This is a genomic window from Microbacterium sp. Leaf151 (assembly GCF_001424225.1).
Taxonomy (GTDB): Bacteria; Actinomycetota; Actinomycetes; order Actinomycetales; family Microbacteriaceae; genus Microbacterium.
In genome coordinates this window covers 394,875-410,733 of sequence record NZ_LMOR01000003.1, presented here as the reverse complement: position 1 = coordinate 410,733, position 15,859 = coordinate 394,875, and the positions used below count along the sequence as shown (strand labels likewise).

The following is a 15,859-nucleotide window of genomic DNA, read 5'->3' as shown; positions in this document are numbered from 1 at the left end:
GTACAAATGGTGCATGCGCCACCCCGACGGCATGCTCCCACCTCTGCCTCCGCGTGTAGCCGACCTCGACGACGACTTCGCAGAAGGGTTCCCCGATCCCTCCCGCTGGATCAGCTCGTACCTGCCGCACTGGACCGATGCCGAGCGGGCAGCGGCCCGGTGGAATGCCGAGGCCGACGGCGTCCGGCTCCGGATTGACCAAGATCAGCGCGACTGGCGTCCCGGGGACGCTCCCCTGCGAGTGTCCAACCTGCAGACGGGGCTGTTCGCGGGAGAGAAGGGATCGCATCGCGGCATGCACCGCCACCGCGACGACCTGACGGTACGCACGGAGGTGCCCACTTCGGTTCTGTTCATCCCCACCCGGGGTCGCGTCGACGTCACACTGTCTGCCACCCGGGACAGCGGATGCATGGTCGCCGCGTGGCTCGTCGGGACGGAGCACCTCTCACCACACGATGCGGGCGAGATCTGCCTCTTCGAGATCGACGCCGACGCCGTCACCGACACCGAAACCCGCGCCCGCAGCGGAATCAAGGCGCATCACGACCCTCGATTGGCGACCGACATGGCCGAGGTCTCGCTTCCCTTCGACGCGTGCCGGCCGCACACGTGGACGGCCGTGTGGGGCGACGGCGAGACGATCATCGGGTGCGAGGGCGTCGTCGTCCGACGCATCGCCCAGGCCCCCGACTACCCGCTGGCGCTCATGATCGACATCTTCGAGGTCGATGCCACGGCGGGCCCGTACCCGAAGTCCTTCGTCGTGCACCGGGTGCGCGGCTGGAGCGGGTGACCCGTCCCGGACCCCGTGCCCGTCAGGGGCGCGGCGGCAGCGCCTCGGCGTCGATCCAGCGCGACAGCACCGCCACGGCATCCGGTCCGCCCGCGCTCTCGACCGCGGCGCGGAAATCCTCGGTCGTGACGAGTGCGTGCCGGTGCCGCGCCGTCCAGCCCCGCACCAGGTCGAAGAACGCCTGGTCGCCCAGAGTCCGACGAAGAGCGTGCAGTGTCAGTGCTCCGCGCTTGTAGACGCGGTCGTCGAACATGTCGTCGGGACCGGGGTCGGCCAGGAGCAGATCGCGGGGCTTGGCGGCGAGGCGCGCGTAGTGCTCGGCGACACAGGTCTCGACGGGGGTGCCGCCCGAAGCATCCGACCACAGCCACTCGGCGTAACAGGCGAAGCCCTCGTTGAGCCAGATGTCGCGCCAGCGCGCGATGCCGACGCTGTTCCCGAACCATTGGTGTGCCAGCTCGTGCGCCACCAGACGCTGAGCCGCCGGTACGAGATGGTTCATGCCGAAGACGGCGAGCCCCTGCGCCTCGAGCGGGATCTCGAGCTCGTCGGCCGTGACGACCAGCGAGCAGGTGTCCTGCGGATAGGGCCCGAAGAGCCGGTCGAACACGCGCAGCATCTCGGGCACCGCTGCGAACGCACGATCGACCGCCGCGCTCAGCGACGGGGGCGCGGTGACGCTGATCGACGGCACGGCATCCACTCCCCCACCGACGAGCGGTCGGGTGCGGTAGCGGCCGACGTGGACGGCAGCGAGGTACGTCGCGGTGGGCACGTCGGAGGTGAACGTCGCTGTCACGCGTCCGCCGCGCCGGGTCGTGGGACCCGCGACCCCCGTCGCCGCCACCGTGTAGCCGTCGTCGACGGTGATCTCCATGCGCATGCGCGCTCGATCGTCGGGACGGTCGTTGCACGGGAACCAGGTCGGCGCACCGATCGGCTGGCCCGCCACGAGCGCGCCGTCGGTCAACTCCTCCCACCCCACCGCTCCCCAGCGCGAGCGTCGCGGGGCCGGAGCGCCCGCGTACGCCACCTCCACCTCGAACACGTCGCCCGCGGCGAGCGGTCGCGGGGGCGTCACGCGCACCACGCGCGGACCGGCGGCGAATCGGGCCGCCGCCCCGTCGACGCGGACGCGCGACGTGCGCAGCCCCACGAGATCGAGCGCGAACGAGGTCAGCGGCTCTCGCGCGACGGCCACGATGGTCGCCGTGCCCTCGAGGCGGTTGGTACGCACGCGATAGCCGAGCGCGAGGTCGTAGGACCTCACGTCGTACGAGGCGTCACCGCTCTGCGGGGCGTAGGGGTCGGTCGTGCTCACGTCGTCGACTGGTAGGCGCGAACCTTCACCGCGCGCCAGGGTCCGATGGGGTTGCCACTCCAGCGCGAACCGACCGGAACGGTCTCGCCGCGCATGACGAGGGAGGCGGGGCCCACTGTTGCGTGCGCCCCGAGCGTGGATGCCGGCAGCACCACGCTGTGCGGGCCCAGGGTCGCCCCGGGTTCCAGCTCGACGGTGTCCATGCTCATGATTCGATCATGGAACAGATGCGTCTGAACGACGCATCCGCGGTTGACGGTTGACGCATCGCCCAACGTGACCAGGTCGGGTTCGGGCAGCCAGTAGCTGTCGCACCACACACCTCGCCCGATCTTCGCACCGAGGGTCCGCAGCCATACGGCGAGCGCCGGCGTCCCCGACGCCGCGCGGGCGAACCAGGGCGCCGCGACCATCTCGGTGAACGTGTCCGACACCTCGGTGCGCCACACGAAGCTCGACCACAGCGGCTGCTCCCCCGCGCGGATGACGCCGACGATCGCCCACTTCGCGGCGGTGGACACCCCGGCGGCGACCGCTCCGGCGGCCAGCAGGACGACCCCCGACAGCAGCAACGCCCACAGCGGTCCCGCGGTCTGCCACAACGCCGCGAGCGTGAACAGCACTCCCAGACCGATGCCGCAGGTCACCACGACCGGCACGAACCGGCAGAGTTCCCACAGCGCCCGAGCGAGGCGCAGCCCCGGCCCGGGGTTGTAGGTGCGGGAATCGTCGCCCCCGGCCGACAGTCGCCGAAGGCGCACCGCGGGGGAACCGAGCCACGACGACCCCGCCTTGGCTCGCAGCGGAGCGGCCGACAGCACGGCGACGAGCCCGTCGCGCGGAACGCGGTGGCCGGGGGCGGCCATGCCGGAATTACCGAGGAACGCGCGCTTGCCGATGCGCACCTGCCCGAGGCGGAGCCAGCCCGCCCGCAGCTCGTAGGAGGCGACCATGGTGTCGTCGGCGAGGAACGCCCCGTCTTCGATCCGCGCCATCGAGGGGATGAGCAGGACGGTGGATGCCTCGACGTCACGGCCGACGCGCGCGCCCAGCATCCGGAGCCACACGGGGGTGAACAGCGATGAGTAGAGGGGGAAGAGGATCGTGCGGGCGGCATCCAGGAGTCGTTCGATGGTCCACGCCTGCCACGCGACCCGGCTGCGCACCGGATGCGTGCCCTCGGACAGACCGATCGAGAGCAGGCGGACGAGCAGGACGACGGATGCCGCGAAGACCAGGCCCGTGAGGGCGACGCCCGGAACGAGCCAGATGAAGGCCCGTCCCGCCGCCTCGGCGAGCGAGTCGGCGCCGCGCATACCCTGGGCCACGACGAGTCCGCCCACGGTGAATGCCGCCAGCGGCAGCAGGGCGAGCGCGACCGCGGACGCGGCGTAGGCCCACAACCAGCGCGTCGGCGCCGGCGGACGCTCGGTCGGCCATCCCTTCGCGGTGCCGCCCACGCGCACGGCGGGCGAGCCCGCCCACGACTGATCGGCCTTGACACGACCGAACACCGCCGAACCGGGAGCGATCTCGGCGCGACGGCCGATACGGGTGCCGGGGGCGAGGGTCGAACGCGCGCCCACCGTGGCATCCGCCCCGATCCGCACCTCGCCGATGCGCACGAGGTCACCGTCGATCCAGTACCCCGTCAGATCGACCTCCGGCTCGATGGAGGCACCGTCGCCGACCTCGAGCATGCCCGTGACGGGCGGCAGGGCGTGCAGGTCGACGTTGCGACCGATCCGCGCGCCCAGCGCCCGGGCGTAGTACGACACCCATGGGGCTCCGGCCAGGCCCACGGCATCCACCTGATCGGCGATCTGCTCGGCCAGCCAGAGCCGGATGTGCACCCAGCCCCCGCGGGGGTAATCGCCTGGACGAACGTCCGCCAGCAGAAGACGAGCGGATGCCACGGCGATCGCCATGCGCCCGAACGGGGTCGCGAACACCAGCAGGCCGCCGACGAGCACGGGCCAGGGCACGCTCGGCAGCACGTCGAAACCCGGAACGAGCTGCAGGATCGCGGAGGCGGTCAGCAGGTACAGCAGCCAGCGCACCCCGGACAGGATGAACAGGGGCGCGCCGAGGAGCGTCTGCGCCCACTGCGTCGTGCGGGGTGTGGGCGCGGCACGGTGGAACTCCGCAGGCGCCTCGTCGGCGAGCTGCGGCCCCAGCGCCTTGGCCATGGCGCCCAGACGCGGTACGTCGTAGATGTCGGCCACCGAGAACTCCGGCACCCGCGTACGGATGCGCGAGACGAGCTGCGCTGCGGCGAGCGAGCCGCCGCCGAGGTCGAAGAAGTCGGTCTTGCGCTCGGTCACGGGAAGACCCAGCACCGCCTGCCACTGCTCGGCGAGCCAGCTCTCATCGGCAGTGAAGTCGGTGGCGGCGGGGGCGTCGACGCCCGGCAGCGGCCACGGCAGCGCGGCGCGATCGACCTTGCCCGACGTGCGGACAGGCAGGGCGTCGACGACGCCGAGGAGGGGGATCGTCGCCGCGGGGAGGCGCTCGGCGAGCGCCGCACGGGCAGCCCCCCGGTCGAGCTCCACGCCCTCGTCCATGACGAGGTAGCCCACGAGCACCGGCACACCGGCCTCGGTCGTGCGGACGGCGACGGTGGCTGCACTGACCCCTGAGAGGTCCTGCAACGCCGACTCGACCTCGCCGAGCTCGATACGACGACCGCCGACCTTGACCTGGTCGTCGGCGCGCCCCTGGAAGACCAGTCCCTCGGGCTCAAAGCGCACGAGGTCACCGGAGCGGTAGGCGCGGTCCCAGCCGAGGGTCGGCATGGGCGCGTACTTCTCGGCGTCCTTCGCCGGGTCCAGGTACCGCGCGAGGCCGACGCCGCCGATGATCAGCTCGCCCACCTGGCCCTCGGCGACCGGGAGGCCCTCGGCATCCACCACGGCGAGCGCCCATCCGTCGAGCGGCAGGCCGATGCGCACGGGCAGGGAACCGTCGAGCGGGGCGGCGCAGGCGACGACCGTCGCTTCAGTGGGGCCGTACGTGTTCCACACCTCACGCCCGTCGGCGACGAGTCGCGCGGCGAGTTCGGGCGGGCACGCCTCGCCACCGAAGATCAGCAGCCGCACGTTCTCGATGGAGTCCGCCGGCCACATCGCCGCCAGCGTCGGCACGGTCGACACCACCGTGATGCCCTGGCGCAGCAGCCAGGGCGCGAGATCTTCGCCGGAGCGCACGAGCGACCGGGGAGCCGGCACGAGGCACGCCCCGTGCCCCCACGCCAGCCACATTTCCTCGCACGAGGCATCGAACGCCACCGACAGACCCGCGAGCACGCGGTCGCCGGGGCCGAGGGGCTCCTGCTGCAAGAAGATGCGGGCCTCGGCCTCCACGAACGCCGCGGCCGAACGGTGCGAGACCGCGACGCCCTTGGGAACGCCGGTGGAGCCGGAGGTGAAGATGATCCATGCGTCGTCGTCGACGGTGGGCGGGGCGACGATGGGCACCGCGTTGGTACTCGGGTGGGGCGCGTCGCCGTCGTACAGCCGCACGAGGTCGGCATCCTGCGCGACGAACTCCCCCTCCCCCGCGACGATGCCGCGAACGCCCGCCTCTCCGAACACGAGGCGGGCACGGTCGTCGGGATCGTCGGCATCCACCGGGACGTAGGCGGCCCCGGCCGCCATCACCGCGAGGATCGAGACGTACAGCTCCTTCGATCCGGAGGGCATACGCACGCCGACCCGGTCGCCGCGGCGGACCCCCGCCTCGTGCAGGGCCGCCGCCGTCCGCCACACGCGCGCCAGGAGCTCGCGATAGCTCAGGGCGCCCGAACCGTCGTCGATGGCGGAGGCCTCCGGATGCCGAGCGGCGACGTCGGCGAGGAGGTCGATGAGGGTGCGCGCGGCGGGCGCGGCACCGATGCGATCGAGGGAAGCCTGGGCGGCGGAGGCGGGGATCGTCACGGAGGTGAACAGTACAGCGCCGAGGGAAACACCCCGGAATGGCGGGGCTGGTTCACCGCCCGTTCACCCGAGGGGCGCACTCTCTTAAGGATCGCTGTTTAGCGTTCCCGGCGAGTCCCCAGCGGGGCTCACCTCACAGCTCCCGATATCCCGAAGGACTTTCATCGTGAAGATCACTCGCTTCGCCCAGCTCGGCGCGCTCACCGCCGTCGCAGCTCTCGCCCTCGCCGGCTGCGCCGCGAACGAAGGCGGCGGCAGCACCGGCGGCAGCAGCAGCGACACCGGCTCGAACCTCTCGGGCGAGGTCGCCAGCGGTGGTGCGTCGTCGCAGGAGGTCGCCGTCCAGGCGTGGACCGCCGGCTTCCAGACGGCCAACTCGGGCGTCACCATCACCTACGACCCCTCCGGCTCGGGCGCCGGTCGCGAGTCCTTCCAGGCGGGCGCCTTCCCGTTCATCGGTTCGGACCGCGCATTCAACGACGAAGAGGTCGCGGCGGGCGGCTTCGGCGCCTGCGCCGACGGCTCGGGCATCGTCGAGCTCCCGACGTACATCTCCCCGATCGCGGTCATCTTCAACCTCGAGGGCGTCGACTCGCTCAACCTCGACGCCGCCACCGTCGCGGGTCTGTTCGCGGGCACCATCACCAACTGGAACGACCCGGCCATCGCCGCCCTGAACCCGGGCGTCACGCTCCCCGACCTGGCCGTCACCCCGGTCCACCGTCAGGACGACTCGGGCACCACCCAGAACTTCACCGACTACCTTTACCAGGCCGCCCCCAGCGTCTGGACGTCGGAGGCCGACGGCGAGTGGCCGCTCACCTCCGGTGAGGCCGCCAACGGCACCTCGGGCGTCGTCTCGGCCGTGTCGGGCGCCAACGGCACCATCGGTTACGCCGACGCCTCGCGCGCCGCGCAGGAAGGTCTGTCGACCGTCGCCATCAAGGTCGGCGACGACTTCGTCTCGTACTCGCCCGAGGCCGCTGCCGCGATCGTCGACGAGTCGCCGTTCGTCGAGGGCCGCGCCGACGGCGACCTCGCCATCGAGCTCGAGCGCACCTCGCAGGAGGCCGGTGTCTACCCCATCGTCCTGATCAGCTACATGATCGCGTGCGAGCAGTACAGCGACAACAACACGGCCTCGATCGTGAAGTCCTTCCTCGAGTACGTCGCGAGCGAAGAGGGTCAGACCGCCGCCGCCGACGCCGCAGGTAGCGCCCCCATCAGCGACTCGCTCCGCGAGCGCGTCAACTCGGCGATCGACCTGATCGTCACCCAGTAAGACCCTCTGAGACCCGGCCCGGAGCACACGCAGGCTCCGGGCCGGGTTCTCGCCCGTTCTAGACCCGAGACAGGACGACATGACCACCACCACGGCTCCGGCGCCACAGAAGCCGAAGCAACGCCCAGGAGACCGCGTCTTCTCGGGTACCGCCCTCTTCGCCGGCTCCATGATCCTCGTCACACTCGCCGCGGTGACGATCTTCCTCGTCGCCCAGTCGATCCCCGGATTCACCGCCACCAGCGAGAACGCGTCGATCCTCAGCAGCGACTTCTGGTCGTACGTGGGCCCCCTCGCCTTCGGCACGATCTGGGCGTCCATCCTCGCGCTCATCATGGCCGTGCCCCTTTCGGTGGGCGTGGCGCTCTTCATCTCGCACTACGCGCCCCGCCGCTTGGCACAGGGCCTCGGATACGTCGTCGACCTCCTGGCCGCCGTCCCCTCCGTCGTCTTCGGCCTGTGGGGCATCCTGGTGCTCGCCCCGGCCATCCAGCCGGTCTACGCCTGGCTCAACACCAACGCGGGCTGGTTCCCGTTGTTCTCCGGAACGGTCTCGGCCACCGGCCGAACGATCCTGACCGCCGCTGTCGTCCTCGCCGTGATGATCACCCCGATCATCACCGCCATCTGCCGCGAGATCTTCCTGCAGACGCCCGTCCTCCATGAGGAGGCGGCCCTCGCCCTCGGCGCGACGCGCTGGGAGATGATCCGCATGGCCGTCTTCCCGTTCGGTCGCAGCGGCATCGTTTCGGCGTCGATGCTCGGCCTCGGCCGCGCGCTCGGCGAGACGATGGCCGTCGCGCTCGTCCTCTCGGCATCCGGAGTCGTCACTCTCCAGCTGTTCACGTCCGAGAACCCCAGCACCATCCCCGCCAACATCGCCCTGACGTTCCCCGAGGCCTACGGCTTCAACGTCAACGTGCTCATCGCAACGGGTCTCGTGCTCTTCATCGTCACCTTCGCGGTCAATGCGCTGGCGCGCTACATCGTCAGCCGCCGCAAGGAATTCTCGGGAGCGAACTGACATGACCGCCACGTCCACTGCGCCGCGCACCCCGGCGACCGCGACACCCACGCGTTCGACCAACAACCTCACCAGCGGTCGCCTCCCCTCGTGGGCTCCGTGGGTCACCCTCGCCGGCAGCGCGGGCCTCTCGGCCCTGCTCCTGGGCATCGTCTCCCTCGCCGCCGGCGGCCCGTTCAACATCGCGGGATGGGCGGTCGTCGCCGCCATCCTGTACCTGGTCCTGATCACCACCATCTCCACGATCATCGAGGGGCGACGCAAGGGCGTCGACCGTCTGGTGACGGGCGTCGTGGTCATCGCCTTCGGGATCGCCATGGTCCCGCTGGTCTCGGTGGGAGTCACGGTCGTCACCAACGGCGTGAGCGGCATCAGCGCCGAGTTCTTCAACTCGTCGATGCGCAACGTCGTCGGCGAGGGCGGCGGTGCCCTGCACGCCATCATCGGCACGGTGCTGATCACGCTGGCCGCAGCCGTGATCTCGATCCCGATCGGCATCTTCACCGCCATCTACCTGATCGAGTACGGCGCCGGCAAGCGTCTCGCGCACGCGATCACCTTCCTCGTCGACGTCATGACGGGCATCCCGTCCATCGTCGCGGGCCTGTTCGCCTACGCGCTCTTCGCCCTCTTCCTCGGCCCCGGAATCCGCATGGGCATCATGGGCGCGATCGCTCTGGCGGTGCTGATGATCCCTGTCGTCGTGCGCTCGACCGAAGAGATGCTGCGGCTCGTCCCCAATGAGTTGCGCGAGGCGTCGTACGCGCTCGGCGTGCCCAAGTGGCTCACGATCAGCAAGGTCGTCCTGCCGACGGCCGTGGCGGGTATCACCACCGGTGTGATGCTCTCGATCTCGCGCGTCATCGGCGAGACCGCACCTTTGCTGCTGACCGCGGGTGTGGCCACCTCGGTGAACTACGACCTTTTCAACGGCCGCATGATGACGCTGCCGGTGTTCGCCTACTCCCAGTACATGAACCAGGGCATCCCCGCGTCGGCCTTCATCGACCGCGCCTGGGGCGCGGCCCTGGTGCTCATCGTCATCGTCATGGTGCTGAACCTCGTCGCGCGCGCCGTGGCGAAGTTCTTCTCCCCCAAGCTCGGCCGCTGACCGCGGCACGTCGACCCGACCAGAAATCACCCGAGGAATCGTGTCCAAAAGCATCGAAGTAAACGACCTGAACGTCTACTACGGCGACTTCCTCGCTGTCGAGGGCGTGTCCCTCGACATCGAGCCCCGCACCGTCACCGCCTTCATCGGCCCGTCGGGTTGCGGCAAGTCGACCTTCCTGCGCACCCTCAACCGCATGCACGAGGTCATCCCCGGCGCTCGCGTCGAGGGTTCCGTGCTGCTCGACGGCGACGACCTGTACGGCTCGGGCGTCGACCCCGTACTGGTGCGTCGTCAGGTGGGCATGGTGTTCCAGCGCCCGAACCCGTTCCCGACGATGTCGATCCGCGAGAACGTGCTAGCCGGGGTGAAGCTGAACAACCGCCGCATCGCCAAGTCCGACGCCGACGCGCTGGTCGAGAAGTCGCTCAAGGGCGCGAACCTGTGGAACGAGGTCAAGGACCGCCTCGACAAGCCCGGCTCGGGCCTGTCGGGTGGCCAGCAGCAACGTCTGTGCATCGCCCGCGCGATCGCCGTGTCCCCCGACGTCATCCTGATGGACGAGCCCTGCTCGGCACTCGACCCCATCTCGACCTACGCGATCGAGGAGCTCATCGGCGAATTGAAGAGCGAGTACACCGTCGTCATCGTCACGCACAACATGCAGCAGGCATCGCGCGTGAGCGACAAGACGGCGTTCTTCAACATCGCCGGCACCGGCAAGCCCGGCAAGCTCATCGAGTACAACGACACCTCCACGATCTTCACCACGCCGTCGGTGCAGGCGACCGAGGACTACGTCTCGGGCCGCTTCGGGTAAGCACCCGACCCCACGCGAAAGCCCTGCTCCGGCGGGGCTTTCGTCATTTCCGGATGCCGAGCACCGGCGTCACCTGACGACGACGCCCTGCCCCGGGCGGCGGGCGCGGCGGATCAGTCCCGGGGACTCAACAGGTAGGCGTTGAGCTCGTCGCTGAAGGCCCGGTCGATCGGGAGAGCCCGCCCGTCCACCGCGGAGACCGGGGCTGCGAGACGCACGCTCGACAGCAGCCACGCGGCCTCCGCGTCCGCGAGCTCGGCGACCGAGACCGTGGCGTAGTCCGTGGCGAAACCCCGCCGTTCGAGGTGCGCGAACAGACTCACCTGCGTGGTGCCGTGCAGGATGCCGACGCTCGGCGCGGGTGTCACGAAGCGCTGACCGACGCGCAGGACGACGGATGCCGTGGGTGCCTCGAGCACGAAGCCGTCGCTGCTGACGAAGACCGCATCGTCGGCCCCGCGGCGTTTCGCCTCGCGGATGGCGGCCATGTTCGTCGCGTACGACAGGGTCTTGGCGCCCAGAAGCAGCCACGGTGCGCGGGCGGGCACGTCGAGGGCGTAGCCGCGGTCGAGGGTCGCTACGCGGACGCCGTCGGTGCGCGCCGCCGTGTTGTCGGGCGCATCGGCGAGGGTGATCCACGCGGTCGGCGCGTCGGCCCCCTCGACACCCCGGCTGAGCAGGAGCTTCATCACGTTCTCCCCCCGACCCGCTTCACGGGCCACCGTCACGATCGCCTCCCGCCACTGCGCGAGGTTCGGCACGGGTAGGTCGCACAGCTGAGCCGAGTGGGCGAGGCGCTCGAGGTGCGGTTCGACCTCCTGCGGGTGAGCGTCGACGACGCCGAGCGATTCGAAGACGCCGTCCCCGCGTTGGGCGCTGAGCTCGCCGACGGGAAGAGCAGGGGCGAACGGGTCGATCGCGCGGAAGGTGTCGGCGAAGGACTCCCTCCGCTCGACGGATGCCGCGGGGTCGATGCGAAGAGCAGAGCGCAAGGCCATGCAGGGAGCCTACGCGGCGGTTCCGACACGCCCGGGGTTTGTCAACGCCGGCCGCGGGAGGGAATGACTCGGGCTCGCGCTTGTTACACTTCTCTAGCCGGGCCGCAGTAACCCCGGGCTCCATCTTTTGCCGCTCTGAGCGGCCATGCGCCGAGAGGCGTTCTGCGGTCCGGCACCCAATCTCTTGCACGTGCGTTCCCGTGCAGATCTCGCACCCGACCCGCTGACCTGTCGCGGGGACCGGGAGCCGCCGTCATCCGGTGCTGTGCGCCCTGCCGCCCCGAGGCGTCGCGCCGACTCAGGTCAGGGCGTCGCGACGCCACAGCGCCGCGCATGCCGACAGGTCTTCGGCGTAGGTCGCCAGGCGCAGGGCGCGCGTGGTCAGCGCGCTCGCGCGCTCCGACTCCGTGTTCTCGTAATCGTCCGCGAGGTGGGTGGAGCCCGCGGCCTGCACGCGGCAGAAGGCGGCCGCACGATCGAGCGCGACGGCGAAGTCGCCCTCGAACAATCCCCGCAGGATCGTGTCGATGAGGCGCACCAGCTCCTCGGGCCCCGCGGGTGCGGGAGCGCCCGCCACCACGGCATCCACCGTCGCGATCTCGATGCGGCCACGCTCGTACAGCAATGCGGCGGTCGCCGCGTCGTCATGGATCATGAGCTGCAGCAGGTACAGCCGCCAGAGCGCGCCTGGAAGCGAGCGGGCGGGCGAACGCGACCACAACTCCGCGATGTCGTCGATGCCGTTGTCATCGGTGAAGGCCACGAGGCGCTCGACGACGTCGACCGAGGGATCGGCACGCACGCGAGAAAGTAGTGCGTGAGCCGTGCTGTGGGCCACACGCGACACCTCGGCGGGGTCGTCCGCCGCGAAGAGGCGGTCGAACAGTTCGGCGGGGCGCCGCACCGGCTTGTGGAACTCGCGAGAGGAATCGCTCATCCATCCAGGCTAGGCGGTCCCCCACCGCCCGCGGGTCGGGACCCGCCCCCCGGCCGGGCCCCGTTCGGGCGGTCGCGTCAGGCCGTGGCGACGGCGACGACCGGGTCGGTGCTCGGCGTTCCGTCGGGCGACCCGCCCGCCGGCTCGATCGTGACCGCGATCACGTCACCGGTGTGCATCTGGCCCTGCAAGACAGCGGTGGCCTTGCCGTCGGGGTCAGGCTGGAAGGTGCCCGCCGCGATCGGGGTCTCCCCGCGGACGAACCACAGCTCGTACGTCGTGCCGTCGGCCAACTCCGGCATCCCGTCGGCCACGAGCACACTCTGTCCCGTCGACGGCGACCAGTGCGCTGTCGCGACGGTTCCGTCGGACATCGTCGCCGAAGCCGACTGCGCGTCAGGGGCGTCCTCGATCTGCTGCAGGGCGACGACCGCCGCGGGAGGCGCGAAAAACTGACTGACGGTCACTGCTCCGAAACCGAGCACCAGCACGGCCGCGAACGATGCGGCGAGGGCGAACCACCGCTTTGTCCCCCATCCCGAGCGGCCGGACGAACGGAGGGCGACGGGCTCACGCACGCTCGCCGCCGGGGCGATGCCCAGCGCGGCGAAATCTTCGTCATCGGCGGAGGTCCGCACATCTCGCGGCTCCGCGGAGTCCTGCGGGAGTTCGGAGATGCGGGCGAACAACGACGCGCGCACGGCGGACGGCGGCTCGACCGGTTCGACGGAGGCGCTGAGAGCGGCGACGGTGTCGACCGCCCCGCGCACGTGATGGTCCCACTGTGGATTGCCCGCGAGAGCCTCCTGGTACGCGCGTTCATCTGCCTCGGATAGCGCATTCAGCGCATGTCCGACGGCGAGGTCGGCGAAATCCCTCTCGTTCACTTGTCCACCCCCATCTCCATCCTCAAGCGCGACAGACCGTCACGCATCCTGGTCTTGACCGTACCGAGCGGCGCCCCGACGAGGGTCGCGATCTCACTTTGGCTGTACCCACCGAAATAGGCCAGCGTGAGCGCTTCCTTCTGAGCTTCGGGGAGCGTCGCCAGTGCATCGACGACGCGCCGCCCTTCCATTTTCAGTTCCACTTTCTCGGACACGTTGTCATACGCGACATCCATGTCCCGGAAGCCGGCGCGTACATCTCGATCCACGCTCGACTGCGACGACCGCACGCGGTCCACCGCTCGTCGATGCGCGATCGTGAGTATCCACGATCTTCCCTGTCCTCTATTCGGAGTGAACTTCGCAGCGGATTGCCAGATCTCGAGGAAGACCTCCTGCAGTACCTCTTCGCTCTGCGACCGGTCGACCAGGACGCGCCGGATGAGACCGAAGGCGCGCGCAGCAAGGGCGTCGTACACCTCGGCGAAAGCACCACGGTCGCCGTCCGCGACACGCAGCAGCAGGACGCCGATGTGATCGACCTTCTCGAGCCCCTCGTCGGGCAGGTCGAAACCGTCGATCACCATGGCATCCATCATTCCGTACTGCCGGGACGATTCCTGTACGCGCGCGCGAGCACGCGAAAGGTCTGTCCGAACCGTTATATGGGCCGTCCCATCGGCCATTCGAACGGACGAAGAAATATTGTGAGGAATATTTATGACCCTCTGACCAGGGTTTCTCCGATCTTGTGACGCCGTGGAACGACCCGAAGGGAAACATTTCGCAATCCGTTCTCCGGGGGGTCCCGAAGACCCTGTGTAAGCCGCTCCACGGCGAACCGCCCCTCGCACCGGGGTGTCCTTGACGGGTCGCAGACGCGATCCGAACGATTTCGGAGGAATGTCATGCTCACCAACAAGAAGCCTGTCGTCGCCGGTCTCGCCCTCGTTCTGGGCTCGGCCTTCGCTCTCACCGCATGTTCGGGCGGCACCACCTCGGGTGGCACGACCACCGAGGAGAGCACCGCCCCCTCGATGGAGGCGTCGCCTTCGATGTCGGCCTCGGCATCCGCGATGGACCCGGCCGCCAACCTCGTCGGCCCCGGTTGCGCCGGTTACGCCGAGACCGTCCCCTCGGGTGCCGGTTCGGTTGCGGGCATGGCCGCTGACCCGGTCGCCGTCGCCGCCTCGAACAACCCGCTGCTCACCACGCTCACCGCGGCGGTCAGCGGACAGCTGAACCCCAACGTGAACCTGGTCGACACGCTGAACGGTAGCGAGTTCACCGTCTTCGCACCGGTCGACGACGCTTTCGCCAAGATCGACGCCGCGACCATCGAGACGCTGAAGACCGACACCGACCTGCTGACCTCGATCCTGACCTACCACGTGGTCCCCGGCCAGATCGCCCCCGACGAGATCGACGGCACCCACACCACGGTTCAGGGCGCCGACGTCACGGTCGCCGGCTCGGGCGACTCGATCACGGTCAACGGCACCTCGAACGTCATCTGCGGTGGCGTTCAGACGGCCAACGCCACGGTGTACCTCATCGACACGGTGCTGATGCCCCCGATGTAATTCCTCGACGCGTGAGCGATCACGCGCTCGACCGATCGATGACCGATCGGATCTGACGGCGAGAGCCGGACCCCAGGCGAGGGGGTCCGGCTCTCGCTCTTTTCGTGCGTCAGTCGGCGCCGACGACGCGCACCATCTCGTCCTGCACGATGCGTGCCGCCGTGGGGCCGGCATTCATGAACCACGGGTCGAAGTCGACGGCGACGGTACGTCCGCCCGACACGGCGTCGAGCGTGGACCACAGCGGCGCCTCCTCGATGAACGCAATGCCCTGGCCGGTGCCGGCGTAGAACACGTGGTCCGCATCGGTGAGGTCGATCTGCTCCGCGCTGACCTCCTGCGATGTCTCGTCGAACTGCTGGGATGCCGGGCGACCGAGCCCGAGGTCTTCCGCGAGACCACCGGCGAAGGAGGGCACGCCCATGATGCGCGTGCGATCGCCCGTCGACTGCAGGAATGAGACGGTCGGCTCGCCCTCCGCGTGGGTCGCGGCGAACGCCGCGCTGTCGGACTGGAGCGAATCCAGGATGCCGCGCGCCGCGCCTTCGTCACCGAGCGCATCGGCGATGAGCAGGAAGTCGCTCTTCCAGTTCACCCCGTTGCCCTTCGTCACCACGGTCGGGGCGACCGCGGACAGGGCGTCGTAGAGCTCCGCGCCCCGCGTGGCGTTGATGAGGATGAGGTCGGGGGCGGCCTGGGCGATCGCTTCGAGGTCGGGCTCGGTGCGCTGGCCGATGTCGGTCATGGCGGCGAGTGCCGCGGCATCCTGGGGGAAGGCGTCGAGCAGGTACTGCGGCACCAATCCGCTGTTCTCGGCGCGGGTGGCGGCGGCGGGCACAGTACCCAGCGTGAGGAGCGCGTCGAGCTGGCCGGTGGACACGATGGCGATGCGGGACGGCCGTGCGGGGATCTCGGTCACGCCTTCGAAGTGGGTGACTTCGCGGGGGAAGACACCATCGGGCTCGGTCGAGCCCATACCGGGCTCCAGATCACGCGATACGACCCACTCCCCCGTGGCGCCGGCTTCGGCGTCGACGGTGGATACGTGAGCTGCGGCGCCGGCGCAGCCGGTGAGCGCAAGGACGACTACTGCCCCGAGGGCGGCGGCGAGTGGACGAAAACGGGCGGGGAGAGACGGGGAACGAAGCTCGATCACCTACTGAGG

General features: G+C 69.8%; 13 protein-coding genes. 6 read left to right on the top strand and 7 right to left on the bottom strand.

What is annotated here, in order from left to right; all coding sequences use genetic code 11:
* The first annotated feature begins 13 nt into the window (after positions 1–13).
* Positions 14–796: a hypothetical protein gene (locus ASF76_RS09430; RefSeq protein ID WP_235561275.1), complete on the top strand. Its 783-nt coding sequence runs from the start codon at positions 14–16 to the stop codon at positions 794–796.
* A 22-nt stretch (positions 797–818) separates the two neighbouring features.
* On the opposite strand, the gene ASF76_RS09425 is transcribed toward ASF76_RS09430, so the two are convergent.
* On the bottom strand, positions 819–2,117 hold the full coding sequence (locus ASF76_RS09425) for a M1 family metallopeptidase (RefSeq protein ID WP_055956516.1): 1,299 nt from the start codon (positions 2,115–2,117) through the stop codon (positions 819–821).
* Positions 2,114–6,052, bottom strand: a complete 3,939-nt coding sequence (locus ASF76_RS09420; protein WP_055956513.1) for a Pls/PosA family non-ribosomal peptide synthetase — start codon at positions 6,050–6,052, stop codon at positions 2,114–2,116. The genes ASF76_RS09425 and ASF76_RS09420 overlap by 4 nt, the downstream gene beginning before the upstream one ends.
* A gap of 166 nt (positions 6,053–6,218) precedes the next feature.
* Between ASF76_RS09420 and pstS the strand changes: the two genes are divergently transcribed.
* The 4 genes from pstS to pstB all read left to right on the top strand — a co-directional run bounded on the left by pstS (position 6,219) and on the right by pstB (position 10,289).
* Positions 6,219–7,334, top strand: a complete 1,116-nt coding sequence (gene pstS / locus ASF76_RS09415) for a phosphate ABC transporter substrate-binding protein PstS (protein ID WP_055956512.1) — start codon at positions 6,219–6,221, stop codon at positions 7,332–7,334.
* Between the two features lie 79 nt (positions 7,335–7,413).
* Positions 7,414–8,358: a phosphate ABC transporter permease subunit PstC gene (gene pstC, locus ASF76_RS09410; RefSeq protein ID WP_055956509.1), complete on the top strand. Its 945-nt coding sequence runs from the start codon at positions 7,414–7,416 to the stop codon at positions 8,356–8,358.
* A gap of 1 nt (position 8,359) precedes the next feature.
* A complete protein-coding gene (pstA, locus tag ASF76_RS09405) occupies positions 8,360–9,469 on the top strand; it encodes a phosphate ABC transporter permease PstA (protein WP_055956506.1) in 1,110 nt (369 codons plus the stop codon).
* A 40-nt stretch (positions 9,470–9,509) separates the two neighbouring features.
* Positions 9,510–10,289, top strand: a complete 780-nt coding sequence (gene pstB, locus ASF76_RS09400) for a phosphate ABC transporter ATP-binding protein PstB (protein WP_055956505.1) — start codon at positions 9,510–9,512, stop codon at positions 10,287–10,289.
* 113 nt (positions 10,290–10,402) lie between these two features.
* On the opposite strand, the gene ASF76_RS09395 is transcribed toward pstB, so the two are convergent.
* The 4 genes from ASF76_RS09395 to sigK all read right to left on the bottom strand — a co-directional run bounded on the left by ASF76_RS09395 (position 10,403) and on the right by sigK (position 13,698).
* Complete coding sequence (locus ASF76_RS09395; RefSeq protein ID WP_055956502.1) at positions 10,403–11,287, bottom strand: aminodeoxychorismate lyase; 885 nt, start codon at positions 11,285–11,287, stop codon at positions 10,403–10,405.
* A gap of 298 nt (positions 11,288–11,585) precedes the next feature.
* Entirely contained in the window at positions 11,586–12,224 is a 639-nt protein-coding gene (locus tag ASF76_RS09390; RefSeq protein WP_055956499.1) for a hypothetical protein, read from the bottom strand.
* A 77-nt stretch (positions 12,225–12,301) separates the two neighbouring features.
* Complete coding sequence (locus tag ASF76_RS09385) at positions 12,302–13,111, bottom strand: anti-sigma factor (protein WP_055956497.1); 810 nt, start codon at positions 13,109–13,111, stop codon at positions 12,302–12,304.
* Complete coding sequence (gene sigK, locus ASF76_RS09380; RefSeq protein WP_055956494.1) at positions 13,108–13,698, bottom strand: ECF RNA polymerase sigma factor SigK; 591 nt, start codon at positions 13,696–13,698, stop codon at positions 13,108–13,110. The genes ASF76_RS09385 and sigK overlap by 4 nt, the downstream gene beginning before the upstream one ends.
* A 321-nt stretch (positions 13,699–14,019) precedes the next feature.
* Between sigK and ASF76_RS09375 the strand changes: the two genes are divergently transcribed.
* Positions 14,020–14,694 (top strand): fasciclin domain-containing protein, encoded by a 675-nt coding sequence (locus ASF76_RS09375; RefSeq protein ID WP_055956492.1) that lies wholly within the window; start codon positions 14,020–14,022, stop codon positions 14,692–14,694.
* A 109-nt stretch (positions 14,695–14,803) separates the two neighbouring features.
* Here ASF76_RS09375 and ASF76_RS09370 read toward each other — a convergent pair whose 3' ends face one another.
* Positions 14,804–15,850 (bottom strand): ABC transporter substrate-binding protein, encoded by a 1,047-nt coding sequence (locus tag ASF76_RS09370; protein WP_235561274.1) that lies wholly within the window; start codon positions 15,848–15,850, stop codon positions 14,804–14,806.
* Between the last annotated feature and the right edge of the window lie 9 nt (positions 15,851–15,859).

Bases quoted from the DNA above. Each gene is read 5' to 3' on its own strand.
- sigK (WP_055956494.1), bottom strand. From the start codon at position 13,698: ATGGTGATCGACGGTTTCGACCTGCCCGACGAGGGGCTCGAGAAGGTC.
- ASF76_RS09395 (WP_055956502.1), bottom strand. From the start codon at position 11,287: ATGGCCTTGCGCTCTGCTCTTCGCATCGACCCCGCGGCATCCGTCGAG.
- pstC (WP_055956509.1), top strand. From the start codon at position 7,414: ATGACCACCACCACGGCTCCGGCGCCACAGAAGCCGAAGCAACGCCCA.
- ASF76_RS09390 (WP_055956499.1), bottom strand. From the start codon at position 12,224: ATGAGCGATTCCTCTCGCGAGTTCCACAAGCCGGTGCGGCGCCCCGCC.
- ASF76_RS09375 (WP_055956492.1), top strand. From the start codon at position 14,020: ATGCTCACCAACAAGAAGCCTGTCGTCGCCGGTCTCGCCCTCGTTCTG.
- pstA (WP_055956506.1), top strand. From the start codon at position 8,360: ATGACCGCCACGTCCACTGCGCCGCGCACCCCGGCGACCGCGACACCC.
- ASF76_RS09430 (WP_235561275.1), top strand. From the start codon at position 14: ATGCGCCACCCCGACGGCATGCTCCCACCTCTGCCTCCGCGTGTAGCC.